Genomic DNA, 25337 nt, shown 5'->3' with positions numbered 1-25337 from the left:
TTGATCCAAGTCAACCACAAGGTGGCGACCTGCGCTACCCTGAGGCTTCGAACAACAAACTTGAAGGAGCAAGCCATGTACAAGCGCATCCTGGTGGCCACGGACGGATCCAAACTCTCGAAGATGGCGGTGGAACATGCCATCAACCTCGCCGATCTCACGGGTGCCGAAGTGGTTGCCCTGAAAGTGGTGCCGCGCTACCCGCAGACCTACTTTGAAGGCGGCGTGGCCCTGGCGGCGGCCGAGATCGCGCGCATCGAAGCCCAGTGGAACGAAGAGGCCCTGGCGGCGGTGACCGCGGTCAAATCGGCCGGCCAGTTGCGCGAAGTGAAGGTCAAACCCGTCACCGTGAAGTCGGACCTGATCGCCGAGGCCATCATTGCCACCGCCAAACGCAACAAGTGCGACCTGATCGTGATGGCCTCGCACGGCCGCCGCGGCCTCAAACGCCTGCTGCTGGGCAGCGAGACGCAGCAGGTGCTCACGCATTCCCACACCCCGGTGCTGGTGTTGAGATAACGCCCCCGGCACCTGCGGTGTAGAGTGGGCGGGCACCCAAGCCCACCCCCATGCCGCCCTCTCCCCACGCCGCGCCCACCTTCGTCACCGGCTCCACCCTCAAACACGTCATCCGCATGACCGCCACCGGCTCCATCGGGCTGGCGGCGGTTTTTTTCGTGGATGTGCTCAACCTTTTCTACATCTCCCAGCTGGGTGAAAAGGAACTGGCGGCGGCGGTGGGCTATGCCGGCACCCTGCTGTTTTTTCTCACTTCGCTGGCCATCGGCCTGTCGATCGCCGCCACGGCGCTGGCCTCGCGCGCGCTCGGGCGGGGTGAACGCGATCAGGCCAAGGTGATCGCAGGCGCTTCGCTGGTGCTGATGGCGCTGTTCATGAGCGCTGCGGTGCTGCTGGTCTATCCCTGGCTGGGCGAACTGCTCGCCCTGCTCGGTGCCACCGGCGACACCGCCGAACTGGCGCTGCGCTTCACGCGCTGGGTGCTGCCGTCGGCGATTCCGCTCGGCCTGGGCATGTGCCTGGCGGCGCTGCTGCGCTCGCTGGGCGATGCGCGCCGGGCGATGTTCGTCACGCTGGGTGCCGGGGCCGTGTCGGCTGTGCTGGATCCGCTGCTGATCCTGGTGCTGGACTGGGGACTCGACGGGGCGGCCACCGCGACCGTGCTGGCCCGCTGCTCCATGGTGGCGATCGGCCTGCGGTCGCTGCTGCGGGTGCACGGCCTGTTCGCCTGGCCAAGCACCCAGGTGCTGCTCGTCAGCCTTCGGCCCTTTCTTGCCATCGGCTTTCCGGCGGTGCTGACCCAGGTGGCCACACCGGTGGGCAACGCCTTCGTCACGGCGGCCATCGCACCCTTCGGCGACAACGCGGTGGCTGGCTGGGCCGTCATCGTGCGCCTGATTCCTGTCGCCTTCGTGGCCCTGTTCGCGCTCTCGGGCTCGGTCGGTCCCATCCTCGGGCAGAACCTTGGCGCGCGCCGCTTCGACCGCCTGCGCAGCACCGTGCGTGACAGCCTCAAGGTCACGCTGGTGTATGTGCTGCTGGTCTGGTTGCTGATGGCGCTGGGCAGTGGCTTCATCGCCGACGCGTTCGGCGCCCAGGGTGAAGCGCGCGAACTCATCGTGTTCTTCTGCGTGTTCGTGGCCGGCAGCTTCTTCTTCAACGGCGCCCTGTTCGTGGCCAACGCGGCCTTCAACAACCTCGGCTTCGCCTTCTACTCCACCGCGCTCAACTGGGGACGCGCCACGCTGGGGGTGGCGCCCTTCATCTGGATCGGCGCGCAGTGGTTCGGCGCACGCGGCGTGCTGGCCGGCTACGGGCTGGGGGTGGTGGTGTTCGGTGTGGTGGGCGTGTGGTTGAGCCGGCGGGTGCTCAAGCGGCTGGAGCGTGACGCTTCTGCCGGCCCGGTTTCCCGCCAGCCCGGCGCCCGCTGAAGCTCAGACAAACAAGGCCTTGTGCTCCTCGCGCAGCACGTTCTTCTGCACCTTGCCCATGGTGTTGCGCGGCAACCCTGGCACCACCAGGCAGCGCTTGGGAATCTTGAAATTGGCCAGCCGCGACTTGAGTGAGGACAGCACCTGCGCCGGGTCCACCTGCGCGCCGGCCCGGGCGATCACCAGCGCCACGCCCACCTCGCCGAAGTCCGGGTGCGGCACGCCGATCACCGCGCTCTCGGCGACCCCGGGCATCTCGTTGATGCAGCCCTCGATCTCGGCGGGGTAGACGTTGTAGCCGCCCGAGATGATGAGGTCCTTGCTGCGGCCGACGATGTGCACGTAGCCGCGTTCGTCGACACGGCCGACGTCGCCGGTCTTGAAGAAGCCGTCGGCGGTGAACTCTTCGGCGGTCTTCTCGGGCATGCGCCAGTAGCCCTTGAACACGTTGGGCCCACGCACCTGGATGCCGCCGATGTCACCCGGTTGCACCGCCTGGGCGTCTTCTCCCACCACGCGCAGATCGACACCGGGCAACGGGAAGCCCACCGTGCCGCCGCGCCGCTCGGCGGCGCCGCCGAAGCGCGCGTCGGCGTTGCAGGGATTGGATGTCAGCATGGCGGTCTCGCTCATGCCGTATCGCTCCAGGATGGTGTGGCCGGTGCGGGCCTTCCATTCGTTGAAGGTTTCGATCAGCAGCGGCGCCGAGCCCGAAATGAACAGCCGCATGTGCGACGCCTGCGCCGGGGTGAGCGTGGGTTCGGCCAGCATGCGCGTGTAGAGCGTGGGCACGCCCATGAACACGGTGGCCTCGGAAAACTTGCGGATCGCCAGCCTGGGGTCGAACTTCGACATCCAGAACATCTTGCTGCCGTTGATCAAGGCGCCGTGGATGGCCACGAACAGGCCGTGCACATGGAAGATCGGCAGCGCGTGGATCAGCACGTCGTCGGGCTTCCAGCCCCAGTAGGTCTTGAGCACCTCGGCGTTGCTGCGCAGGTTGCCGTGCGTGAGCATCGCGCCCTTGCTGCGGCCGGTGGTGCCGCTGGTGTACAGGATGGCAGCCAGGTCGTCGTCGCCGCGCACCGCCGGGGTGTGGCGGTCGCCCATGTGGGCTGCGCGTTCCAGCAAGCTGCCGCTGCGGTCGTCACCCAGCGTGAACACATGGCGCGTGCCGGCGGTGAAGGCGATCTTGCTGACCCAACCGAACTGGCCCGGGCTGCACACCACCACGGCGGGTTCGGCGTTGCCGATGAAGTACTCGATCTCGGCGCTCTGGTACGCGGTGTTGAGCGGCAGGAACACATGGCCCGCACGCAGCGTGGCCAGGTACAGCACCAGCGCCTCGACCGACTTTTCAACCTGCACGGCCACGCGCGAAGCCGGTGGCAGCGCCAACGAATCCAGCAGGTTGGCCACCATGGCCGAAGCGCGGTCGAGATCGCGCCACGAATAGCACAGGCCTTCGTCGGTCTCGATCGCCACGCGATCGAGGTCCTGCGGAAAGGCGGCACGCAGGGCGACAAACAGATTGGGGTTGCTCATGGTCGGGTCAACAAGATGGATGAACGAAACAATCAGAAAAGCGCGGGTCGTTTGGCCAGGAAGGCCGCGATGCCCTCCCGGTGCTCCGGGCTGTTGGCGTATGTGTAGGCCGCGCCGTCATCGGCCGGCGGTGGGCCTTGCAGCGCGCGCAAGGTCTGCTTGTTCAGCCGGGCCGCCTGGGGCGACAGCGCGACGATGCGCTGCGCGCGCGCCGCCACGGCGCTGGCGAGCGTGCCCTCGGGCAGGACGGTGTTGATGAAGCCGCGCGCCTTCATCTCGGCCGCATCGAACACCGCCGCCTCCAGCAACATCTCGCGCGCGGTGGCCCAGCCGGCCTCTCGCGCAACCAGCGCGGCCTCGCGCGGTGCCATGGGAAATCCGAGCCGGGCAATCGGTGCGCCGAAGCGCGCGCTGGCCGACGCCACGCGGATGTCGCAGCAGCTGGCGATTTCCACACCGGCGCCCATGCAGTTGCCTTCGATCTGCGCCAGCAGCGGCAGGTCACACGCGAGCATGGCGCCCAGACCACCCCACACCTCGGCTTCGTGAAAATCGCGCAAGGCGTCTTCATCGAACCGGAAGTCGGGGTACTCGGCGATGTCGCCACCGGCGCAGAAGTGACCGCCCTCGCCCGCCACGATCACGCAGCGAAGGTCGGTGCGTTGCTGCAAGCCGGAGAAAACGGTCGCAAGCTCGCGCCACATCGCACGCGACATGGCGTTGAACTTGCCGGGGTGCGACAGGGTGACATGCGCCACCTGGTCGCGAGTGACCAGGTGGACACAGCCAGTGGCCGGGGTCATGCCTGGGTTCAGTCCAGCTTGGCGCCGGAGGCCTTGACCACCTGCGCCCACTTGCGAATCTCGGCCTTCACGAAGGTGTCGAACTGCGGCCCGCTCACGTTGGCGAACTCGGCGCCCTGGTTGGCCCAGACCGCCTTGGCTTCGTCGGTCGTGACGGCCTTGCGGATCTCCTCGATGGCGCGGGCCTGTGCATCGGCCGGCGTGCCCTTGGGCGCCCACACGCCGTACCAGGTGGTCACGTTGTAGTCGGGCATGCCCAGCTCGGCGGCACAGGGCACGTCGGGGAAGGCCGGGTTGCGCTTGGGCCCGGAAACCATCAGCGCCTTGATGCGCCCGCCCTTGATGTGACCGGCCGAAGAACCCAGGCCGTCGAACATCATGTCGACCTGGCCAGCGATCAGGTCGTTGAGGGCCGGACCCGCACCGCGGTAGGGGATGTGCGTGATGAAGGTGCCGGACTGCTGCTTGAACAGCTCACCCGCAAGATGGTGCGAAGTGCCGCCACCGGCCGAGCCGTAGTTGAGCTTGCCGGGGTTGGCCTTGACCTGCGCCATGAACTCCTTGAAGCCGGCGCCCGGGATGTTCTTGGGATTGACCACCAGCACCTGCGGCACGCTGGCCACCAGGATCAGCGGGATCAGGTCGGTCTCGATGTTGTAGTCGAGGCGGGGATACATGCTCGGGGCGATGGTGTGGTGCACCGCGCCCATGAACAGGGTGTAGCCGTCGGGGCTGGCCTTGGCCGCAATGCCCGCGCCGAGCGTGCCGCCCGCACCACCACGGTTGTCGATCACCAGGCTCTTGCCCACCAGGCGCGTGAACTGCGCGGCCATCGGGCGGGCAAACGCGTCGGTGCCGCCACCGGCCGGGAACGGCACGATCATGGTCACCGGTTTGGTGGGCCAGGTGGACTGGGCGTACCCGGTGGTGCCGTAAACAGCGGCGCCGGCCATGGCGGCGCGCAGGATGTCTCGGCGATTGAGGCTTTCGGTCATGTCTTGTCTCCTGTGGTTATGAAAAACAGCGTCAAAGGTACAGGTCTTCGATCGCTGCGGCTATCGGGATCTTTCCCTGCGCCAGCCAGGCGCGGTGCTTCTCCAGGCGCTTGAGGTCGTAGAGGTAATTGACCATCAAGCCGTAGGACTGTTTGAAACCCTTGTTGGACGGATCCGCCGCCCAGTTCAGGCGTTCCACCCGGGCGCCGTTGCCCAGGTGAAAGCGCGCCACCGGATCGAGCGGTTTGCCGTCCTGCGTTTCCTGGCCCAGGTAGCGCGCGGCCCAGCCCAGCAAGGCCTTGCGCTGCGGAGCCGTCTCGCCGAGCTCCTCGGGGTTCTCCCAGCCCTTGAGCAGTTCGGCGGGCGCGTTCTTGTTGAGCCAGGCACGCAAGCCCGGAATCGGCGAGAGCGTGGCAAACACCTTGAGCCGGGGGAATTCCTGGTGCAGCGTCTCCACCACGCGCTTGATGAGCGAGTCGCCAAAGCTCACGCCGCGCAAACCGTTCTGCGTGTTGCTGATCGAATAGAAGACAGCGGTATTGGCCTTGGCAATGTCGACCGGCGCGGCCTCTTCGTCGAGCAGCGGCGTGATGCTGGCCGCGATCTCGTTCATCAGCGCGACCTCCACGAAGATCAGTGGCTCTTCGGGCAGGCGCGGGTGAAAGAAGCCGTAGCAGCGGCGGTCGCCATCGAGCCGGTTCTTCACGTCGGCCCAGCTGCGGATGTCGTGCACCGCCTCGTACTTGATGAGTTTTTCGACCAGCGAAGCCGGCGAGTCCCAGCTGATGCGCCGCAGCTCGAGAAAGCCCACGTCGAACCAGGTGGAGAACATGTATTCCATCTCCACGTCGAGCGCGAGCAGTCGCTTGTCGCCCTTGAGGTGGGACTGCATCTCGGCGCGCAGGTCGACCAGGAAGCGGATGCCGTCGGGATGGGCGCTGAAGCGCTGCAGGATGCGCCGGCGCGGCGACACGGTGGCGCGGCGGTACAGCACCTCGGCCGCGGCCTCGTCGGGCGTGCCCACCGCTGCCGCAAACTGGGCCTGGGCCGCCTTGATCTGTTCGGCATCGGCCACGAACTGCTCGCTCATGAGCAGCCACAGGTCGCGCCGCTGAGGTGGCGTGGCCTTGGCATACCAGGACATCAGGTCCTGCGCGCGGCGCCCGCCTTCGACCTCGCTGAGCAAGGGATCAACGATGCCCTTGAGCTGTTCGAGCAGGCGGCGCAACTGGCGCGGCGACATCGCCTCGTCGTCGTGCCGCAGCGCACCCTTGAGACGCTCCTGGGTCGACCGCGTTCCCGCCTTGGCGCCGGGGCGAAGCATGGACGCGCCCTTTTCCAGCCATTGCGCGGTGTTCATGCGGTGATCCTCGACGTGTTGTTGCGCGCCAGTTCGCGCAAGGCCACGCGCTGCCGTGTGAGGTGGGTTCGCATGGCGGCCTCGGCACCTTCGGCGTCGCGCGCCTTGAGTGCGGCAAACACCGCCATGTGCTCGGACAGGCTTTGCTCGAGCCGACCCGGCGCGTGCAGCTGCTGCAGGCGCGCGAGCTTGACGATCTTGCGCAGGTCACCGATCACCTGCGCCAGCCAGCGGTTGTTGGCCAGCGTGATGATGGCCTCGTGGATGGCGAAGTTGGCCTGGTAGTAGTCGTTGATGCGGCGTGCCCTGGCACAGCGGTTCAGGCGCTCGTGCATCTGCTCCAGCGCCAGCAGATCGGCATCGGTGGCGTTGCTGGCGGCCTCAAACGCACACCGCCCTTCGAGCAGGGCGATCACCGGGAAGATCTCGTCGAGGTCGCGCTCGGTGATCTGGTTGACGAAACACCCCCGACGCGGCTCATGGCGCACCAGGCCCTCGGCAGCCAGCACCTTGAGCGCTTCCCGCAGCGGCGTGCGCGAGATGGCCCATTCACCGCACAGCCCCAGTTCGTCGACGAAGCTGCCGGGCGCGAGCTCACCATTGAAGATGCGCTCGCGCAGCTTGGCGGCCACTTCGTCGTGCAGGGAGTTGAGCACCAGTCGCATGGGTTGGAGGGGTTCGTAATCACCTGTAATTACGGCCCATCTTAAAAAATCCCCGGGTCTGCGCACCGGGGATTTACCCTTGTCGGCGATGAGTGGTGAACAGCCCCGCCGCCGGGCCGCCCCCAGGCGGATCAGCCCCACGGACCCGGCAAGGACGGGGCCCTCCCCGTCCTGGGGCAGCAACCCGCGAAGCGGTGGAGCGTGGGGGCAGCATCCCTAGCTGCGTCGGCCGAACCACCACCACATGAACGCACCCCCCAGCACCATGGGCACGCACAGCCACTGGCCCATGCTCATGCCCAGGGTCAGCAGGCCCAGGTGGGCATCGGGCTCGCGGAAATACTCCGCGATGAAGCGGAACACGCCATAACCCATGAGGAACACGGCAGACACACGGCCGCGCGCGCGCGGCTTGCGTGCATACAGCCACAGCAGCACGAACAGCAGCAAGCCTTCGAGCAGGAACTGGTAGACCTGCGACGGGTGGCGCGGCGCATCGCCCGCACCGGGAAACACCATGCCCCAGGGCAGCGACGGGTCGGCCACACGGCCCCAGAGTTCGCCGTTGATGAAGTTGCCCACCCTCCCGGCGGCCAGGCCGGTCGGCACACAGGGCGCCACGAAGTCCATGACTTCCATGAAGGGACGCTGGCGGCTGCGCGCATACCAGACCATGGCCAGCATCACTCCGATCAGGCCGCCATGAAAACTCATGCCGCCCTGCCAGATGGCAAAGATCTCCAGCGGGTTGGCCAGGTAGTAGGCCGGTTTGTAGAACAGGCAGTAACCGATGCGCCCACCCGCCACCACTCCGAGCACGCCCAGAAACAGGATGTCCTCGACATCGCGGCGCGTCCACGGCGGGCTGTTGACGCCGGCAAAGGGCTGGTGACGCAGGCGCAGGTTGGCCAGCCACATGAAAAGGCCGAAAGCCGCGAGGTAGGTGAGGCCGTACCAGTGGATGGCCAACGGGCCGATCTGCAAGGCGACCGGATCGATCTGGGGATGTTGAAGCATGGGCGGGATTGTCGCAGCGATCCGCCGCCGGGCCGGATCAGCCCCCTCGGGGGCAGCGACCCGCGCAGCGGCGCAGCGTGGGGGCAAACAGATCCGGCGCCGGGCCGCCCCAAGCCGGATCAACCCCCTCGGGGGGCAGCGACCCGCGCAGCGGCGCAGCGTGGGGGCAAACAGATCCGGCGCCGGGCCGCCCCAAGCCGGATCAACCCCCTCGGGGGGCAGCGACCCGCGCAGCGGCAGAGCGTGGGGGCAAACAGATCCGCCGCCGGGCCGCCCCAAGGCGGATCAGCCCCCTCGGGGGGCAGCGACCCGCGCAGCGGCGCAGCGTGGGGGCTCTTGCGCAAAACCGATGAAATGCGCCAGCGCCGGGCTCACTGCGTCGGCGCGCCAGACCAGGCTGGTCTCGCAGGCGGGCACCGCCCTGCCCCGCGGCCAGACCACCGACCGGTACACCACGCCGGGCCGTTGAAACTGGCGCACGCTCTGGGGCACCCACGCCATGCCCAGACCGGCCGACACCAGGTTCACGATGGTCTGCATCTGGATCGCCTCCTGTGCCACCTGCGGCACGCGACCGGCGGTGTTGTACAGCGCAAAGATCGCATCGAACAGCGAGGGGAGAATGCGCCGCGGAAAGATCACCAGCGGCTCGTCGAGCAGGTGTTTGAGCGCCGGGCGCTCTTCCCGCGCGAGCGGGTGTGACTCGGGCAAGGCCACCACCAGCGGCTCGCTGGCGATCAGGGCGTGGGCCACGCCCGGGGCGGTGAAGCCCGGCGAATGCAGCAAGAAGCCGGCGTCCACCTCGCCGCGCGCGAGCAGCTCCAGCTGCACATCGCCCGTGGCCTCGATCAGCTCCAGTGCCACCTGCGGCCACTGCTCACGAAAGGCCCTCACCCAGCGAGGCAGCAGCTCGAACCCGACCGTGGACACGAAGGCAAGACGCAGCCGCCCCAGCTCGCCCGCGGCCGCCGCGCGCGCGAGTTCGGGCAGGGCCTGGGCGCGCGCCAGCAGTTCGCGCACCGCGGGCAACAGGGCCGCGCCCGCCGGCGTGATCTGCACGCTGCGCTGGGTGCGGTCGAACAGGCGCACGCCCAGCGCAGCCTCCAGCGCGGCGATGGCCTGGGTCAGCGGCGGCTGGGTCATGTGCAGGCGCGCAGCGGCACGCCCGAAGTGCAGTTCTTCAGCCAGTGCGACGAACTGGCGCCACTGGCGCAATTCAATACGCAGCGATCTGGATCGATCATTCATATGCCGAGCGTATCAAAACCGGCCCCCGAAGCTATTGGAAAGGCGCCCGGGGCTGCCGCATACTGGCGCCTATTTCCCCATCCACGAGACACGACCATGGCCGAGAACAAAACCATCCCGATCAAGCCCATCAACAGCCGCAGCGCCAACATCACGCAGGGCAAGTCGCGTGCACCGAACCGCTCCATGTACTACGCCATGGGCTATGAAGAGGGCGACTTCGTGAAGCCCATGGTGGGCGTGGCCAACGGCCACAGCACCATCACGCCTTGCAACTCGGGCCTGCAGAAGCTGGCCGACGCCGCGATTGCCGGCATCGAAGAGGCCGGTGGCAACGCGCAGGTGTTCGGCACACCGACCATTTCGGACGGCATGGCCATGGGCACCGAGGGCATGAAGTATTCGCTGGTCAGCCGCGAGGTGATCTCCGACTGCATCGAGACCTGCGTGGGCGGACAGTGGATGGACGGCGTGGTGGTGGTCGGCGGCTGCGACAAGAACATGCCCGGCGGCCTGATGGGCATGCTGCGCGCCAACGTGCCCGCCATCTACGTCTACGGCGGCACCATCCTGCCAGGCCACTGGAAGGGGCAGGACCTCAACATCGTCAGCGTGTTCGAAGCGGTCGGCCAGAACGCGGCCGGCAACCTGAGCGACGAGGACCTGCGCGAGATCGAGATGCGCGCCATCCCGGGCACCGGTTCGTGCGGCGGCATGTACACGGCCAACACCATGTCCAGCGCTTTCGAGGCCCTGGGCATCTCGCTGCCTTACTCCAGCACCATGGCCAACCCGCACGACGAGAAATTGAACTCGGCGAAGGAATCGGCCAAGGTGCTGATCGAGGCGATCAGGAAAGACATCAAACCGCGCGACATCGTCACCCGCAAGTCGATCGAAAACGCCGTGGCGGTGATCATGGCCACCGGCGGATCCACCAACGCGGTGCTGCACTTCCTGGCCATTGCCCATGCGGCCGATGTCGAGTGGACCATCGACGATTTCGAGCGCGTGCGCCAGAAGACGCCGGTGCTGTGCGACCTCAAGCCCAGCGGCAAGTACCTCGCGGTCGACCTGCACAAGGCCGGCGGCATTCCGCAGGTCATGAAGATGCTGCTCAAGGCCGGCCTGCTGCACGGCGACTGCCTGACCATCAGCGGCCAGACCATCGCGGAAGTGCTCAAGGACGTGCCCGATGCGCCGCGCGCAGACCAGGACGTGATCCGCCCGATCGACAAGCCCATGTACGAGCACGGCCACCTGGCCATCCTCAAGGGCAACCTCAGCCCCGAAGGCGCGGTGGCCAAGATCACCGGCCTGAAGAACCCGGTCATGACCGGCCCGGCGCGCGTGTTCGACGATGAGCAGTCGGCGCTGCAGGCGATCCTGGACGGCAAGATCCAGGCCGGCGACGTGATGGTGCTGCGCTACCTCGGCCCCAAGGGTGGCCCGGGCATGCCCGAGATGCTGGCTCCCACCGGGGCGCTGATCGGTGCGGGCCTCGGCGAGAGCGTGGGCCTGATCACCGATGGCCGGTTCAGCGGCGGTACCTGGGGCATGGTGGTGGGCCACGTGGCGCCGGAAGCCGCGGCCGGCGGCACGATCGCGTTCGTGCATGAAGGCGACAGCATCACCATCGATGCCAACCAGTTGCTGCTGGCGCTCAACGTGCCCGAGGCGGAGATCGAAAAACGCCGCGCTGCCTGGACGGCACCGGCGCCACGCTACACGCGTGGCGTGCAGGCCAAGTTCGCATTCAATGCGTCCAGCGCCAGCAAGGGCGCCGTGCTCGACAACTATTGACACCCCCGCGCCGGGCCGGCAAAGCCGGTTCTGCGGTGCTTCAGGGCGAGACCCCGCTTCTGGTGTGTGGTGGCTCGTTCAGCGCGAGCGACGCTTGGTCTTGATGCCAAGGTTCTCGCGCTGCTTGTCGATGCGGTCCTGTTTCTTCTTGTCCATCTTGTCCATCTCGCGGCGCTTGGTGTAGCCGGTGGTGTCGGCCCAGGCCCACCAGACCACCGCCAGCGCAAACGGCGACAGCACCCACCACCACGAGAGGTCGACCGCGAAGCCGACCTCGAGGTACTTCATCAGCATCAGGATCACGCCCAGGATCAGCAAATACATCACACGCTCCAGTAAAGGTCCGACAAAGTGGGGCAAGAATCTGTAAGCGTTCGTTTCATCGCCCCCCTGCCTCGCTAGAATCCGGCCTGTGCCGACCTCAGCATTCACTCAAAAGGACAACCCATGAAACGCGCTCTCCTGATTATGGCCGCCATGACCACGCTGGCCGCACCTGCCTTCGCAGACGAAGCTCTGGCCAAGAGCAAGAACTGCATGGCGTGTCATGCGGTGGACAAGAAGCTGGTGGGCCCTTCCTACAAGGACGTGGCGGCCAAGTACGCCGGCAACGCCAAGGCGGTCGATGCGCTGGCCACCAAGATCGTCAAAGGCGGCTCGGGCGTCTGGGGTGCGATCCCGATGCCGGCCAACCCGCAAGTGACCGAAGCCGACGCGAAGAAGCTGGCGGCCTGGGTGCTCGGCCAGAAGTGAGGCTTGCCCGGTTCAACAAAAAACCCGCTGGCGCCCAGCGGGTTTTTTGTTGGCTGCCCGGAACCGGTGTCCCGGGCAATTTTCAGTTGTTTTCCGACAGCTGATCGAGGATCGCGGGATTCTCGAGTGTCGAGGTGTCCTGGGTGATCGCCTCACCCTTGGCGATCGAGCGCAGCAGGCGGCGCATGATCTTGCCGCTGCGGGTCTTGGGCAGGTTGTCGCCGAAACGGATGTCCTTCGGTTTGGCGATCGGACCGATCTCCTTGCCCACCCAGTCGCGCAGCACCTTGGCGATGGCCTTGGCCTCCTCGCCCGTGGGGCGCGAACGCTTGAGCACCACGAAGGCCACGATGGCCTCGCCCGTCAGGTCGTCGGGACGGCCCACCACGGCGGCTTCGGCCACCAGGTCGGTCTTGCTCACCAGTGCGGACTCGATCTCCATCGTGCCCATGCGGTGACCGGAGACGTTGAGCACGTCGTCGATGCGACCGGTGATGCGGAAGTAGCCCCGGTCGGCACTGCGCACCGCACCGTCGCCGGCCAGGTAGTACCCCTTGAGCTCTTCCGGGAAGTAGCTCTTCTTGAACCGCTCCGGGTCGCCGTAGATGGTGCGGATCATCGAAGGCCAGGGCTTCTTGACCACCAGGATGCCGCCCGACCCGTTGGGCACGTCCATGCCGGCCTCGTCAACGATGGCCGCGGCAATGCCCGGCAACGGAAGGGTGCAGGAACCCGGCACCAGCGGCGTGGCGCCCGGCAGCGGCGTGATCATGTGGCCGCCGGTTTCGGTTTGCCAGAAGGTGTCGACGATGGGGCAGCGCTCGCCGCCCACGTGTTTGTAGTACCACATCCACGCTTCGGGGTTGATGGGTTCACCCACCGAGCCGAGCAGGCGCAGGCTCGAGAGATCCGAACGTGCCGGGTGCACCTTTTCGTCGGCCTCGGCCGCCTTGATCAGCGAGCGGATCGCGGTGGGTGCGGTGTAGAAGATGGTGCACTTGTGCTTTTCGATCATCTGCCAGAAGCGCCCGGCGTTCGGGTAGGTGGGCACACCTTCAAACACGATCTGCGTGGCGCCGGCGGCCAGCGGGCCGTAGGTCACGTAGGTGTGGCCGGTGATCCAGCCGATGTCGGCGGTGCACCAGAAGATGTCGTCGGCCTTCAGGTCGAAGGTCCAGTTCATGGTCAGGTTGGCCCACAGCAGGTAGCCACCGGTGCTGTGCTGCACGCCCTTGGGCTTGCCGGTGGAGCCGGAGGTGTAGAGCACGAACAGCGGGTGTTCCGCGCTCACCATTTCGGCCGGGCAGACGTCGGACTCGCTCGCCATCACCTCGTGCATGAAGCTGTCGCGGCCGGCCACCATGTTGCAGGCGGTGGGCGTGCGCTGGAAAACGATGACGTTCTTGATGCACTCGCAGCCACCCATGGAAATGCCGTCGTCCACGATGGATTTGAGCGGCAGCTCCTTGCCACCGCGCAGCTGGTAGTTGGCGGTGATGACGGCCACCGCACCCGCGTCCTGGATGCGCTCCTGCAAGGCCTTGGCCGAGAATCCGCCGAACACCACGCTGTGGGTGGCACCGATGCGTGCACAGGCCTGCATGGCCACCACGCCTTCGACCGTCATGGGCATGTAGATGACGACGCGGTCGCCTTTCTTCACACCACGCGCCTTCAAGGCATTGGCAAAGCGCGACACCTTGGCCAGCAGCTCCTTGTAGGTGACCTTGGTGACTTCTCCACCATCGGCCTCGAAGATGATGGCGGTCTTGTTCTCCACCGGGGTGCCCATGTGGCGGTCCAGGCAGTTGTAGGAGGCGTTCAACTCGCCATCCTCGAACCACTTGTAGAACGGCGCGTTGGACGAATCCAGCGTTTTGGTGAAGGGCTTGTTCCAGGTCAGCGTTTCGCGGGCCAGGCGGGCCCAGAACCCCTCGAAGTCCTTGTCGGCCTCGTCGCACAGGGCCTGGTAGGCCGCCATGCCCGAGACCCGGGCCGCCTGAACCGTGGCGGCAGAGGGTTCGAATACGCGGTTTTCCACCAGGGTGGATTGGATCGACGACGAAGGTGCGGACATGGGCAGTCTCCTCAGGTAATGTGGATTCAGGTCAACCAACGACTGTGGGCACAGGCTCTTACGAGCCACTTACATGGCTGTTCCGGGCCCCTTCACCGCAGCTCCGGACATGGGTGGAAACCCGGGCTTCGGAAGCACGCGACCCTACAATACGCGGGCCTTGTGGCGACCCGTACCGGGCCGCCGGCGCATTGTCTCCTCCCATGACCGATCCCGTCAAAACGCCCGCCCCGATCCGCGCCCTGCCCAACCTGATCTTCGCCAGCCGCTGGCTGCAATTGCCGCTCTACATCGGCCTGATCGCAGCGCAATGCATCTACGTCTTTCACTTCTGGGTGGAGCTGGTCCATCTGGTGGAGGCAGCCTTTGGCAGCCAGGTCGCGCTCGACAAGCTCATCAGCAGCATCGGCTACAAGAGCGATGTGCAGATGACCGGCCTCAACGAGACCGTGATCATGCTGGTGGTGCTGGCGCTCATCGACGTCGTCATGATCTCCAACCTGCTGATCATGGTGATCGTCGGTGGCTACGAGACCTTCGTCAGCCGCATGCACCTGGAAAACCACCCGGACCAGCCCGAGTGGCTGAGCCACGTGAACGCCTCGGTGCTCAAGGTGAAGCTGGCCACCGCCATCATCGGCATCAGCTCCATCCACCTGCTCAAGACCTTCATCAACGCCGCCAACTACGACGAGAAGGTCCTGATGTGGCAAACCATCATTCACGTGGTGTTCCTGCTCAGCGCCATGGCGATCGCCATGACCGACAAGCTGATGCAGCAGCCGGCGGGCGGCAAACACTGAGCGCCTTGCCGCGCACGCCATGAAAGCGGTCTTCACGACCGCTTTTTTGCGCTGACCGTCAGCGCCCCACCATGTTCTCGGGCCGAACCCAGCGATCGAACTGCTCGGCCGTCACGTGACCCAGCGCCAGCGCTGCCTCGCGCAGGCTGCTGCCTTCAGCGTGTGCTTTCTTGGCGATCTGCGCGGACTTGTCGTAGCCGATGTGGGTGTTCAGCGCCGTCACCAGCATGAGCGAGCGGTCCACCAGCTCCCGGATGCGCGCGCGGTTGGGCTCGATGCCCACGGCGCAGTGATCGTTGAAACTCTTCATGCCGTCGGCCAGCAGGCGCACGCTCTGCAGGAAGTTGTGCGCCACCAGGGGTCGGAACACGTTGAGCTCGAAGTGGCCCGAAGCGCCTGCGATGTTGATGGCCACGTCGTTGCCCATGACCTGCGCGCACAGCATCGTCACCGCCTCGCACTGCGTCGGGTTGACCTTGCCCGGCATGATGGAAGAGCCCGGTTCGTTTTCGGGAATGCTCAGTTCACCCAGTCCGCTGCGCGGGCCGCTGGCCAGCCAGCGCACGTCGTTGGCGATCTTGTTCAGGCTCGCGGCCAGCGTCTTGAGCGCGCCGTGCGCATGCACCAGGGCATCGACACTGGCCATGTTTTCGAACTTGTTGGGCGCGGTGACGAAAGGCAGACCGGTGAGTCGCGCCAGTTCCGCAGCCGCCGCCCCGGCGTAACCCGTGGGCGCGTTCAGGCCGGTGCCCACGGCCGTGCCGCCCAGCGCCAGCTCGCACAGGTGCGGCAAGGCATCGCGCAGGTGCTGCGTGCCGTGCCCGAGTTGCGCGACCCAGCCCGACATCTCCTGCCCGAGGGTCAGGGGCGTGGCGTCCTGCAGATGGGTGCGACCGATCTTCACGATGTCGTCGAATTCGCGCGCCTTGTGCGCCAGCGTCGATCGCAGCGCGTCGAGCGCCGGCAGCAGGCGGCGATCGATGGCCTCCACTGCGGCCAGGTGCATGGCGGTGGGAAACACATCGTTGCTCGACTGGCTGCGGTTGACGTCGTCGTTGGGGTGCACCAGCCGGCCCTCGCCCCTCGGGCCGCCGAGCAGTTCGCTGGCGCGGTTGGCCAGCACCTCGTTGAGGTTCATGTTGGTCTGCGTGCCCGAGCCGGTCTGCCACACCACCAGCGGGAATTCGGCTTCGTGAACACCGGCGATGACTTCGTCGGCCGCTGCCACGATCGCGTCGGTGGTCGCCGGGTCCTGCAGACCCAGTGCCTGGTTGACCACCGCCGCCGCCCGTTTGACCTGCGCCAGCGCACGGATGAGCTCGGCCGGCTGCCGCTCACCCGAGATGTCGAAGTTCTGCAGCGAGCGCTGGGTCTGGGCACCCCAGAGGCGTTCAGCGGGGACGGCCACCTCGCCCATGGTGTCGCGTTCGATCCGGGTTTTCATGTTCGCTCCTGTGTCAGCCAGCGTTGGGACGACCTGTCAAAATACCGGCTGGCCCACCGTAGCAGACTGTGCGCCCGAGCGGCCCCTGCGGCAACAGTCCCCCCGACACCAACTCCCCACCGCCATGACCACGAGCATCCGCCAGAACGACCTGATCGAATCCGTTGCTGCCGCCCTGCAGTACATCAGTTACTACCATCCGGCCGACTTCATCGCCCACCTCGCCCGCGCCTACGAGCGTGAGCAAAGTGCGGCGGCCAAGGACGCGATCGCACAGATCCTGACCAACAGCAAGATGAGCGCCATCGGCCATCGGCCGATCTGCCAGGACACCGGCATCGTCAACGTGTTCCTGAAGGTCGGCATGAACGTGCGGCTTGAGGGCTTCACCGGCAGCCTGGAGGACGCCATCAACGAGGGTGTGCGCCAGGGCTACAACCACCCCGACAACCAGCTGCGCGCCTCGGTGGTGGCCGACCCGCAGTTCGCGCGCAAGAACACCAAGGACAACACACCCGCCGTGATCTTCACCGAACTCGTGCCCGGCGACACGGTGGAAGTGACGGTGGCGGCCAAGGGCGGCGGCAGTGAAAACAAAAGCAAGATGATCATGCTCAACCCCGGCGACTCGGTGGTCGACTGGGTGATGAAGACCGTGCCCACCATGGGCGCAGGCTGGTGCCCGCCGGGCATGCTGGGCATCGGCATCGGTGGCACGGCCGAGAAGGCCGTTCTGATGGCCAAGGAAAGCCTGATGGACGACATCGACATGTACGAACTCCAGGCCAGGGCCTCCCGCGGCGAGAAGCTGAACCAGGTCGAGGAACTGCGACTGGAGCTCTTCGAGAAGGTCAATGCGCTGGGCATCGGCGCACAGGGCCTCGGTGGACTCACCACCGTGCTCGACATCAAGATCAAGATGTACCCCACGCACGCCGCCAGCAAGCCGGTGGCCATGATCCCCAACTGCGCCGCCACGCGCCACGCGCATTTCGTGCTCGACGGCAGCGGCCCCGTGTACCTGGAGGCGCCCAGCCTGGACCTCTGGCCCAACGTGAACTGGGTGCCCGACACGCAGAAGAGCCAGCGCGTGGACCTGAACCAGCTCACCAAGGCCGAGGTGGCCAGCTGGAAGCCCGGCCAGACCCTGTTGCTCAACGGCAAGATGCTCACCGGCCGGGACGCGGCGCACAAGCGCATCCAGACCATGCTGGCCAAAGGCGAGCAACTGCCGGTCGACTTCACCAACCGCGTCATCTACTACGTCGGTCCGGTCGACCCGGTGCGTGACGAGGCCGTGGGCCCGGCCGGCCCCACCACCGCCACGCGCATGGACGGCTTCACCGACATGATGCTCGAGCAAACCGGCCTGATCGCGATGATCGGCAAGGCCGAGCGCGGCCCGGTCGCCATCGAGTCCATCAAGCAGCACAAGAGCGCCTACCTCATGGCGGTCGGTGGAGCCGCTTACCTGGTCTCCAAGGCCATCAAGCACGCCCGCGTGGTGGGCTTCGAAGACCTCGGCATGGAAGCCATCTACGAGTTCGACGTGGTGGACATGCCGGTGACGGTGGCGGTGGATTCGGGCGGCACCAGCGCCCACATCACCGGCCCGGCCGAGTGGCAGAAACGCATCGCCACCGGTGAATTCAAGGGCATCAGCGTCGCCGCTGCTTGAAAACGGTCGGTGTGTTCGACAGCGGGGTCGGCGGCCTGAGCGTGCTGCGCGCCCTGCTGGCCGAGCTGCCCGGCGTGCGCCTGGTCTACCTGGCCGACAGCGCCCATGCACCGTACGGTGAACGCAGCGCCGGTAAGGTCGTCGAGCGATCCGGGCGGCTCACCGCCTGGCTGCGCGCCACCCACCGCATCGACGCACTGGTGATCGCCTGCAACACCGCCACCGCACTGGCCATCGACGGCCTGCGAACCACGCACCCCGACCTGCCCATCGTGGGCGTGGAGCCGGCGCTCAAACCCGCCGTGGCTGTGAGCCGCACACGAGCCATCGGTGTGCTGGCCACCCGGGGCACGCTGCAGAGCGAACGCTTTGCACGTCTGCGCAGACAGGTTGAAAGCACGGCGTCCAGCCCGGTCCATTTTTTTGGCCAGCCCTGCGACGGACTGGCTGACGCGATCGAGCGCCACGACCCGCCCGCGCTGCGCCAGCTGTGCCACCGCCACGTGCAAGCCTTGCTGTTGCAGGCAGGCGGCGACATCGACACCGTGGTCCTGGGCTGCACGCACTACCCTTTCGCGGAAGACCTGCTGAAAGAGGCGCTGGGGCCGCGTGTGACGTTGATCGACACCGGCGTGGCGGTGGCACGCCGCACCCGGGACGTGCTGGATCTGCCGCACTCGAGCCGAGCCACAGGCGCACCGCCCTTGCTGTTTTCGACGGGCGACCCGGACGCGCTCACGCAGGCAGCGCTCCGATGGCTCGGTCTGCCATGCCTTGCGCAACGGTCAAGGGCTTGACGCGCCGACCTGCTGGAGGGCGGCTTCACGGCCACGCTTCATGTTGACCGGGATCAGCAACACCAGGCCCACAACGAACAGAACCGCCGTGGAGCCGATGGCCAGGCGCTGGTTGCCCCCGGTCATCCAGGTGATGGCGCCGTAGCTCAACGGTCCGATGATGCTGGCCACCCGGGTGGCAAAGGTCCACAGGCCGAAGAACTCGGCGAGTTGGGCAGGTGGCGCCAGCATGCCGGCCATGGCGCGGCCCGACGACTGGCTGGAGCCCATGCACACGCCCGCGATGGCGGCGGCGTACCAGAACCCTCCTTTGGTGGTGGTGATCGCAGCAATGATGCAGGTGGCGATCCAGCCGACCAGGGTGATGCCCAAAGCGAGCTTGTGCCCCAGCCGGTCCTGCCAGTAGCCGAACGCAAACGCGCCCACCATGGCGGCGATGTTGAGCACAAAGATCAGCACCATCGTTTCCTGCTGCACGAAGCCGATCACCTGTTCCGCATAAATGGCAGCCAAGGTGATCGCCACCGCCACACCGCCCTGGTAGGCCGTGGCACAGGCGAGCAGCCACATGAAATCCTGGTAACGCCGTGCCTGCTGGAAGGTGCTGCGCAACTGGCCATACGACTGGCGCCACGCCGAGCCGACGAACACGGCCTGCGGTGTCGCGCGCTCGCGCAACAAAGCCAGCGTGAACAGTGAAGCCAGCGCAAAGACCGAGGCGGTGATCAGCATGGTCACGGGCACGAACTCGGCCGCCTTCTGCCCTTGCGCCTGCGCCCACAGCACATAGGCCAGACTCAGGCCCAGCGCCAGCATGCCGCCGCAGTAACCCAGACTCCAGCCCCAACCGCTGACACGACCCATTGCCGAGGGCTTGGCCAGTTCCGGGAGGAATGCCGCCACCAGCGATTCACCCCAGGCGAAAAACACGTTGGACACCACGATCAAGGCCATGCCCAGCACCACGGCCCCGGGCCCGACCGTGGCCAGTGCCGCCGTGGCGAGCACGCAGCCGACCGTGGTGAACATGAGCAGCCGCTTCTTCGCCGCATGCCGATCGGCCCAGGCGCCCATCGCCGGAATGGTCAGCATCACGATGAGATGGGACAGGCTCAAGGCCGCCGTCCAGGCAAAGGCCGCCCATTCGGCACCTCCAGCCACCGCTCCGACAAAGTACGCAGCGAACACGGCCGTCAACACCACCGTGGTGTAGCCCGAGTTCGCAAAGTCGAACATGGCCCAGCCAAACACCTCGCGCTTGCGCACGCCGGGGTTCAGGGCATCGGTGGAGAAGATGGACATGAGCGCTCCGTGGGACGGGTCTGGAATGCCGCCATGCAGCGCAGTCTAGGGCCTGCAGATGACAGGCCCCGGGCGCACGGTGTGGATCAGTGCAGGTGACGCGGCTTGCGTGGGCCGCCGTGGCCCGAGGGCCCACCGTGGCCGCGCGGGGGCTTGCCCAGCTGCATGGAATTCACCAGGGCATCGAAGCGCTGTGTGAAGAGCTTGTCGATCGCGCCGACCACATCACCGAGCTCGGACGCATCGAAGTGACGCTCCATGACATGGAGCACATCCTGAACCAGCAGATCGCGCTGCACCTGCATGATGGCGGCCGGCGTCGGCCCGACGAAGCACATCAGGAAATCGTCGCGCGCCTCTTCCTCGGCGGACTCATCTTCCTCATCGAACTCCGCATCGTAGAAAGAAACCTCCAGCGGGGCGCCGGCAGAAGCGATGTCGTTGAGACCCATGCAGGCCTCTTCAATCACCTGGCGAAAATCCTCTTCCCCAGGGACTGTCCAGCAGATCTGAAGCACATGGGATGCGGCGTCAAAACGGATGCCGGGTTCATCCTCGTAACTGCTCTCGGCCGCGGCCGCCAGCGACTTGGCGCCCGCATAAACCCACAGTGGCTTGAGTGCGTCCTGGATCTGGGCGTACACCACGTCATCGCGCAAAGGCACATCACCGTGCACGTGAATTTCGAAGGGTGCGTTGTATCGGGTCATGAAAACTCACTGTACCGGCGAAACCGGAAAAAACCTAGCCTGGTGCCTCGAACCGGGGTCGAACCGGTACGCTCCCTTTCGGGATGGCGGCGGATTTTAAGTCCGCTGTGTCTACCAATTTCACCATCGAGGCCGAGCACGGATTGTCGCAGGTGAACACAGCACCCCGACGAGCCGGTTGCTGCATCGGCACCCGCAAATGAAACAACCTCGGCAACGGTGAGGTTGGCGAGGTTGCAGATGTTCTGGAGGCGCGACCCGGAGTCGAACCGGGCTAACCGGATTTGCAATCCGGGGCATAACCGCTTTGCTATCGCGCCGTCAGCGCCAGTGCCATTGGCAAGGGCTTGAAAAGGCTACAAAAAAGGGAAGCAGAGCTTCCCTTTTTGAATCTGGAGCGGGAAACGAGACTCGAACTCGCGACCTCAACCTTGGCAAGGTTGCGCTCTACCAACTGAGCTATTCCCGCATTTTTCAACATTTTCATGCTGTTCCGCTTGTCTGCCGGAAACCGAAATTCTAACCCAAAAATCAGGCCTCTTTCAAGCCCCTTCGATTTTTTTGATCAGTGTTTGACGGCGTCCTGGCCGGGCGTTGGTGCTCGCGTGGAGGCCGCGGCGATTTGCGCAGCCACCTCCTCGTCCGTCAACGGCACGGGCTGTCGCTCGAGGGCGATGGCCAGCACCTTGTCGATCCATTTCACCGGCACGATCTCGAGGCCCTGCTTCACATTGTCGGGAATGTCGGCGAGATCCTTCACGTTCTCTTCCGGGATGATCACGGTCTTGATGCCGCCACGAAGCGCCGCGAGCAGCTTTTCCTTGAGGCCGCCAATGGCGGTCACCTCGCCGCGCAGGGTGATCTCGCCCGTCATGGCCACGTCGGCACGCACCGGGATGCCGGTGATCGACGAAACGAGTGCCGTGGTCATGGCGGCGCCCGCGCTCGGGCCGTCCTTGGGCGTGGCACCGTCTGGCACGTGAATGTGGATGTCGCGCTTGTCGAATTGCTCGTCCTTGATGCCGAGCATGCGGGCGCGGCTGCGCACCACGGTGCGGGCGGCTTCCACCGATTCCTTCATCACGTCGCCCAGCGAACCGGTGCGCGTGATGATGCCCTTGCCCGGCATGATGGCCACCTCGATGGTCAGCAGATCGCCTCCCACCTCGGTCCATGCGAGACCGACCACCTGGCCCACCTGGTTTTGCGCTTCGGCACGACCGTAGCTGTACTTGCGCACCCCCAGGAAATCGTTCAGGTTCTCGGCGTTCACGATCACCGTGGGCGTGTATTTCTTGAGCAGCAGGCCCTTGACCACCTTGCGGCAGATCTTGGAGAGCTCTCGCTCAAGCGAGCGCACGCCCGCCTCGCGGGTGTAGTAGCGCACGATGTCGCGCACGGCCTCTTCCTGAACCTCCAGCTCACCCTCTTTCAGGCCGTTGTTCTTCAGCTGCTTGGGCAACAGATAGCGCATCGCGATGTTCGTCTTTTCCTCCTCCGTGTAGCCCGACAGACGAATGACTTCCATCCGGTCCAGCAGAGCCGGTGGAATGTTCATCGAGTTCGAGGTTGCGACGAACATCACGTCGGAGAGATCAAAGTCGACTTCGACGTAATGGTCGCCGAAGGTGTGGTTCTGTTCGGGATCCAGCACTTCAAGCAGTGCGCTGGATGGGTCACCGCGGAAATCGGTCCCGAGCTTGTCAATCTCGTCGAGCAGGAACAGCGGGTTGCGCGTGCCGACCTTGGTCAGGCTCTGCAGCACCTTGCCCGGCATCGCACCGATGTAGGTGCGGCGGTGACCGCGGATCTCGGCCTCGTCGCGCATGCCGCCCAGGGCCATGCGAACGTATTTGCGGCCGGTGGCTTTGGCGACCGACTGTCCCAGCGAGGTCTTGCCCACGCCGGGTGGACCGACCAGACAGAGGATCGGCGCCTTGACCTTTTCCACGCGCTGTTGCACCGCAAGGTATTCAAGGATGCGGTCCTTGACCTTTTCCAGTCCGTAGTGGTCCTCGTTGAGCACCGCCTCGGCATGCGCCAGGTCGTGCTTGATCTTGGTCTTCTTGCTCCAGGGCAGCGCCACCAGGGCGTCGATGTAGTTGCGCACCACCGTGGCCTCGGCCGACATGGGCGACATCAGCTTGAGCTTCTTGAACTCGGCATCGGCCTTCTTGCGCGCTTCCGCGGGCATCCTGGCGGCCTTGATCTTCTTTTCGATTTCCTCGATGTCGGCGCCTTCTTCGCCTTCACCCAGTTCCTTCTGGATGGCCTTGACCTGCTCGTTCAAATAGAAGTCGCGCTGGTTCTTTTCCATCTGGCGCTTGACGCGGCCACGGATCTTCTTGTCGACGTTGAGGATGTCGACCTCACGCTCGAGCTGCTCGAACAGGTTCTCCAGTCGCTTGTTGACCGGATCAAGGTCGAGCACCACCTGCTTGGATTCGAGCTTGAGCGGGAGGTGGGCCGCGATGGTGTCGGCCAGACGACCCGGATCGTCGATGCTGGAAATCGAAGTGAGGATCTCGGAGGGGATCTTCTTGTTGAGTTTGACGTACTGGTCGAACTGCTGCATGACCGCGCGGCGCAGCGCTTCGAGTTCGTTCGACTGCGTGTCGGCCCGCTCGACCACCGGGTCAACCGGGCTCACGCTGGCAATGAAATGGCTTTCGCCGTCGCGGATCGCCAGCACCTTGGCCCGCTGCACGCCCTCGACCAACACCTTCACGGTGCCGTCGGGAAGTTTGAGCATCTGCAGGATCGTGGCCACGCAACCCATCTCGAACATGTCGTCGGTGGAGGGTTCATCCTTGGCGGCAGCCTTTTGCGCGACCAGCATGATGCGGCGCTCTGACTCCATCGCGGATTCCAGCGCCTTGATGCTCTTGGGACGTCCCACGAACAACGGAATGACCATGTGCGGGAACACGACCACATCGCGCAGGGGCAACAGGGGCAGGTCCAGGGGGGAACTGGGGAGAGGAGTTTGTCCGGACATTTCAACCTCGACTAAAACGGGTAACTGGGGTTGGTGCGGGCGATATCAACCGGACGCATCGCTGGGGCGCTGCCGTCAGCACCCACATGGACAAGGCCGTTCAGGCCTGTTTGGCCGCCTCGCGGTAAACCAGCAGAGGTGGCTTGTTTTCCTCGATGGTGGATTCGTCCACCACCACTTTTTCAACGTTGTTCATGCTCGGCAGGTCGAACATGGTGTCGATCAGCGCGTTTTCCAGGATGGAGCGAAGGCCACGAGCGCCGGTCTTTCGGGCCAGCGCCTTGCGGGCAATGGCCTTGAGGGCACCGGGCCGCACTTCGAGCTCGGCACCTTCCATGGCCAGCAAGCGGGAGAACTGCTTCACCACCGCATTCTTGGGCTCGGTGAGGATTTCGACCAGCGCGTCTTCGCTGAGTTCCGACAGTGCGGCGATCACGGGCACGCGTCCGACGAGTTCGGGAATCAGGCCGAACTTGATGAGGTCTTCAGGCTCGATTTCCTTGAAGGCTTCCGTCAGGCTGCGCTGCTTCTTGCTTTTCACCGTGGCGCCGAAGCCGATGCCCGAAGCCTCGGTCCGGTTCTCGATGATTTTTTCCAGGCCGGCGAAGGCCCCGCCGCAGATGAACAGGATGTTGGTCGTGTCGACCTGCAGGAAATCCTGGTTGGGATGCTTGCGTCCACCCTGGGGTGGCACCGAGGCCATGGTGCCTTCGATGAGTTTGAGCAGGGCTTGCTGCACGCCCTCACCCGACACGTCGCGGGTGATGGAGGGGTTGTCTGACTTGCGGGTGATCTTGTCGATTTCGTCGATGTAGACGATGCCCTGCTGCGCCCGCTCGACGTCGTAATTGCAGCTTTGCAGGAGCTTGGCCACGATGTTCTCGACGTCTTCACCCACATACCCGGCTTCGGTCAGCGTGGTGGCATCGGCCATGACGAACGGCACATTGAGCATGCGGGCCATGGTCTGGGCCAGCAAAGTCTTGCCCGAGCCGGTGGGGCCGATCAGCAGGATGTTGCTCTTGGCCAGCTCCACGTCGTCCTTGCGGGCCGTCTGCTTGTGGCGCAAGCGCTTGTAGTGGTTGTAGACAGCCACCGCCAGTGCCCGCTTGGCGCCTTGCTGGCCGATCACGTAGTTGTCGAGGTTGGATTTCAGGTCGGAGGGCGTGGGCACGTCTTCACCCGAAGCCTTGACTGACTCGAGCCCGGGCAACTCGTCACGGATGATGTCGTTGCACAGGTCAATGCATTCGTCGCAAATGAACACCGAGGGACCAGCAATGAGCTTCTTGACCTCGTGCTGGCTCTTGCCACAGAAGGAGCAGTAAAGCGCTTTTTCGCTGGAGGCGGCTTTTTTGTCGGCCATAGGGGGAGGTCAGGTGGAACAGTG

At 65.4% G+C, this 25337-nt stretch carries 21 protein-coding genes and 3 tRNA genes; 7 read left to right on the top strand and 17 right to left on the bottom strand.

Annotated elements, in window-relative coordinates:
* The first annotated feature begins 75 nt into the window (after positions 1 to 75).
* The gene (locus tag QUV35_RS03845) at positions 76 to 519 is read left to right on the top strand and encodes a universal stress protein (protein ID WP_300871011.1); all 444 of its coding nucleotides are present in this window, start codon (positions 76 to 78) and stop codon (positions 517 to 519) included.
* A 50-nt stretch (positions 520 to 569) separates the two neighbouring features.
* Positions 570 to 1949, top strand: coding sequence for an MATE family efflux transporter (locus tag QUV35_RS03840; protein ID WP_300871010.1), 1380 nt, complete (start codon positions 570 to 572; stop codon positions 1947 to 1949).
* Between the two features lie 3 nt (positions 1950 to 1952).
* Here QUV35_RS03840 and QUV35_RS03835 read toward each other — a convergent pair whose 3' ends face one another.
* From QUV35_RS03835 to QUV35_RS03805, 7 genes are all read right to left on the bottom strand, one after another.
* Positions 1953 to 3494: a malonyl-CoA synthase gene (locus QUV35_RS03835; protein ID WP_300871009.1), complete on the bottom strand. Its 1542-nt coding sequence runs from the start codon at positions 3492 to 3494 to the stop codon at positions 1953 to 1955.
* Between the two features lie 32 nt (positions 3495 to 3526).
* On the bottom strand, positions 3527 to 4297 hold the full coding sequence (locus QUV35_RS03830) for an enoyl-CoA hydratase-related protein (RefSeq protein ID WP_300871008.1): 771 nt from the start codon (positions 4295 to 4297) through the stop codon (positions 3527 to 3529).
* Positions 4298 to 4305: 8 nt separating this feature from the next.
* A complete protein-coding gene (locus QUV35_RS03825; RefSeq protein ID WP_300871007.1) occupies positions 4306 to 5292 on the bottom strand; it encodes a tripartite tricarboxylate transporter substrate binding protein in 987 nt (328 codons plus the stop codon).
* 31 nt (positions 5293 to 5323) lie between these two features.
* Positions 5324 to 6652, bottom strand: a complete 1329-nt coding sequence (locus tag QUV35_RS03820) for a malonyl-CoA decarboxylase family protein (protein ID WP_300871006.1) — start codon at positions 6650 to 6652, stop codon at positions 5324 to 5326.
* Positions 6649 to 7317: a GntR family transcriptional regulator gene (locus tag QUV35_RS03815; RefSeq protein ID WP_300871005.1), complete on the bottom strand. Its 669-nt coding sequence runs from the start codon at positions 7315 to 7317 to the stop codon at positions 6649 to 6651. The genes QUV35_RS03820 and QUV35_RS03815 overlap by 4 nt, the downstream gene beginning before the upstream one ends.
* Positions 7318 to 7533: 216 nt before the next feature.
* Positions 7534 to 8334, bottom strand: a complete 801-nt coding sequence (lgt, locus tag QUV35_RS03810; RefSeq protein WP_300871004.1) for a prolipoprotein diacylglyceryl transferase — start codon at positions 8332 to 8334, stop codon at positions 7534 to 7536.
* A 285-nt stretch (positions 8335 to 8619) separates the two neighbouring features.
* Complete coding sequence (locus QUV35_RS03805; protein WP_300871003.1) at positions 8620 to 9582, bottom strand: LysR family transcriptional regulator; 963 nt, start codon at positions 9580 to 9582, stop codon at positions 8620 to 8622.
* 96 nt (positions 9583 to 9678) lie between these two features.
* Here QUV35_RS03805 and ilvD point away from each other — a divergent pair, with 96 nt between their 5' ends.
* On the top strand, positions 9679 to 11385 hold the full coding sequence (gene ilvD / locus QUV35_RS03800; protein ID WP_300871002.1) for a dihydroxy-acid dehydratase: 1707 nt from the start codon (positions 9679 to 9681) through the stop codon (positions 11383 to 11385).
* A gap of 78 nt (positions 11386 to 11463) precedes the next feature.
* On the opposite strand, the gene QUV35_RS03795 is transcribed toward ilvD, so the two are convergent.
* The gene (locus tag QUV35_RS03795; protein ID WP_300871001.1) at positions 11464 to 11709 is read right to left on the bottom strand and encodes a TIGR04438 family Trp-rich protein; all 246 of its coding nucleotides are present in this window, start codon (positions 11707 to 11709) and stop codon (positions 11464 to 11466) included.
* A gap of 123 nt (positions 11710 to 11832) precedes the next feature.
* Here QUV35_RS03795 and QUV35_RS03790 point away from each other — a divergent pair, with 123 nt between their 5' ends.
* Positions 11833 to 12138: a c-type cytochrome gene (locus tag QUV35_RS03790; protein WP_300871000.1), complete on the top strand. Its 306-nt coding sequence runs from the start codon at positions 11833 to 11835 to the stop codon at positions 12136 to 12138.
* Positions 12139 to 12220: 82 nt separating this feature from the next.
* Here QUV35_RS03790 and acs read toward each other — a convergent pair whose 3' ends face one another.
* Positions 12221 to 14215 carry an acetate--CoA ligase gene (acs, locus tag QUV35_RS03785; protein WP_300870999.1) on the bottom strand — a complete coding sequence of 665 codons (1995 nt, stop codon included), beginning with the start codon at positions 14213 to 14215 and terminating at the stop codon, positions 12221 to 12223.
* A gap of 203 nt (positions 14216 to 14418) precedes the next feature.
* Here acs and QUV35_RS03780 point away from each other — a divergent pair, with 203 nt between their 5' ends.
* Positions 14419 to 15018, top strand: coding sequence for a TIGR00645 family protein (locus tag QUV35_RS03780; protein ID WP_300870998.1), 600 nt, complete (start codon positions 14419 to 14421; stop codon positions 15016 to 15018).
* 58 nt (positions 15019 to 15076) lie between these two features.
* On the opposite strand, the gene fumC is transcribed toward QUV35_RS03780, so the two are convergent.
* Positions 15077 to 16462, bottom strand: a complete 1386-nt coding sequence (gene fumC / locus QUV35_RS03775; RefSeq protein ID WP_300870997.1) for a class II fumarate hydratase — start codon at positions 16460 to 16462, stop codon at positions 15077 to 15079.
* Positions 16463 to 16586: 124 nt separating this feature from the next.
* On the opposite strand from fumC, the gene QUV35_RS03770 reads away from it, so the two are divergent.
* Positions 16587 to 18140: a fumarate hydratase gene (locus tag QUV35_RS03770; RefSeq protein WP_300870996.1), complete on the top strand. Its 1554-nt coding sequence runs from the start codon at positions 16587 to 16589 to the stop codon at positions 18138 to 18140.
* Entirely contained in the window at positions 18137 to 18937 is an 801-nt protein-coding gene (gene murI / locus QUV35_RS03765; RefSeq protein ID WP_300870995.1) for a glutamate racemase, read from the top strand. The genes QUV35_RS03770 and murI overlap by 4 nt, the downstream gene beginning before the upstream one ends.
* Here murI and QUV35_RS03760 read toward each other — a convergent pair.
* From QUV35_RS03760 to clpX, 7 genes are all read right to left on the bottom strand, one after another.
* Positions 18926 to 20239 carry an MFS transporter gene (locus tag QUV35_RS03760; protein WP_300870993.1) on the bottom strand — a complete coding sequence of 438 codons (1314 nt, stop codon included), beginning with the start codon at positions 20237 to 20239 and terminating at the stop codon, positions 18926 to 18928. The two genes, murI and QUV35_RS03760, sit on opposite strands and share 12 nt — an antisense overlap.
* 86 nt (positions 20240 to 20325) lie before the next feature.
* On the bottom strand, positions 20326 to 20949 hold the full coding sequence (locus QUV35_RS03755) for a DUF6806 family protein (protein ID WP_300870991.1): 624 nt from the start codon (positions 20947 to 20949) through the stop codon (positions 20326 to 20328).
* Between the two features lie 40 nt (positions 20950 to 20989).
* Positions 20990 to 21082 (bottom strand) — tRNA-Leu (locus QUV35_RS03750).
* A 113-nt stretch (positions 21083 to 21195) separates the two neighbouring features.
* Positions 21196 to 21269: transfer RNA gene (locus QUV35_RS03745), tRNA-Cys, on the bottom strand.
* 73 nt (positions 21270 to 21342) lie between these two features.
* A tRNA-Gly gene (locus QUV35_RS03740) sits at positions 21343 to 21418 on the bottom strand.
* Positions 21419 to 21514: 96 nt separating this feature from the next.
* Positions 21515 to 23947 carry an endopeptidase La gene (gene lon / locus QUV35_RS03735; protein WP_300870989.1) on the bottom strand — a complete coding sequence of 811 codons (2433 nt, stop codon included), beginning with the start codon at positions 23945 to 23947 and terminating at the stop codon, positions 21515 to 21517.
* A gap of 100 nt (positions 23948 to 24047) precedes the next feature.
* Positions 24048 to 25313, bottom strand: a complete 1266-nt coding sequence (gene clpX, locus QUV35_RS03730; RefSeq protein WP_300870987.1) for an ATP-dependent Clp protease ATP-binding subunit ClpX — start codon at positions 25311 to 25313, stop codon at positions 24048 to 24050.
* Positions 25314 to 25337: the final 24 nt, after the last annotated feature.

This window comes from Hydrogenophaga sp., from assembly GCF_030373225.1.
In the GTDB taxonomy this organism is placed as follows: domain Bacteria; phylum Pseudomonadota; class Gammaproteobacteria; order Burkholderiales; family Burkholderiaceae_C; genus Hydrogenophaga.
Note: the sequence above shows the minus strand (reverse complement) of the source record. Positions and strands in the feature narration are given on the sequence as shown.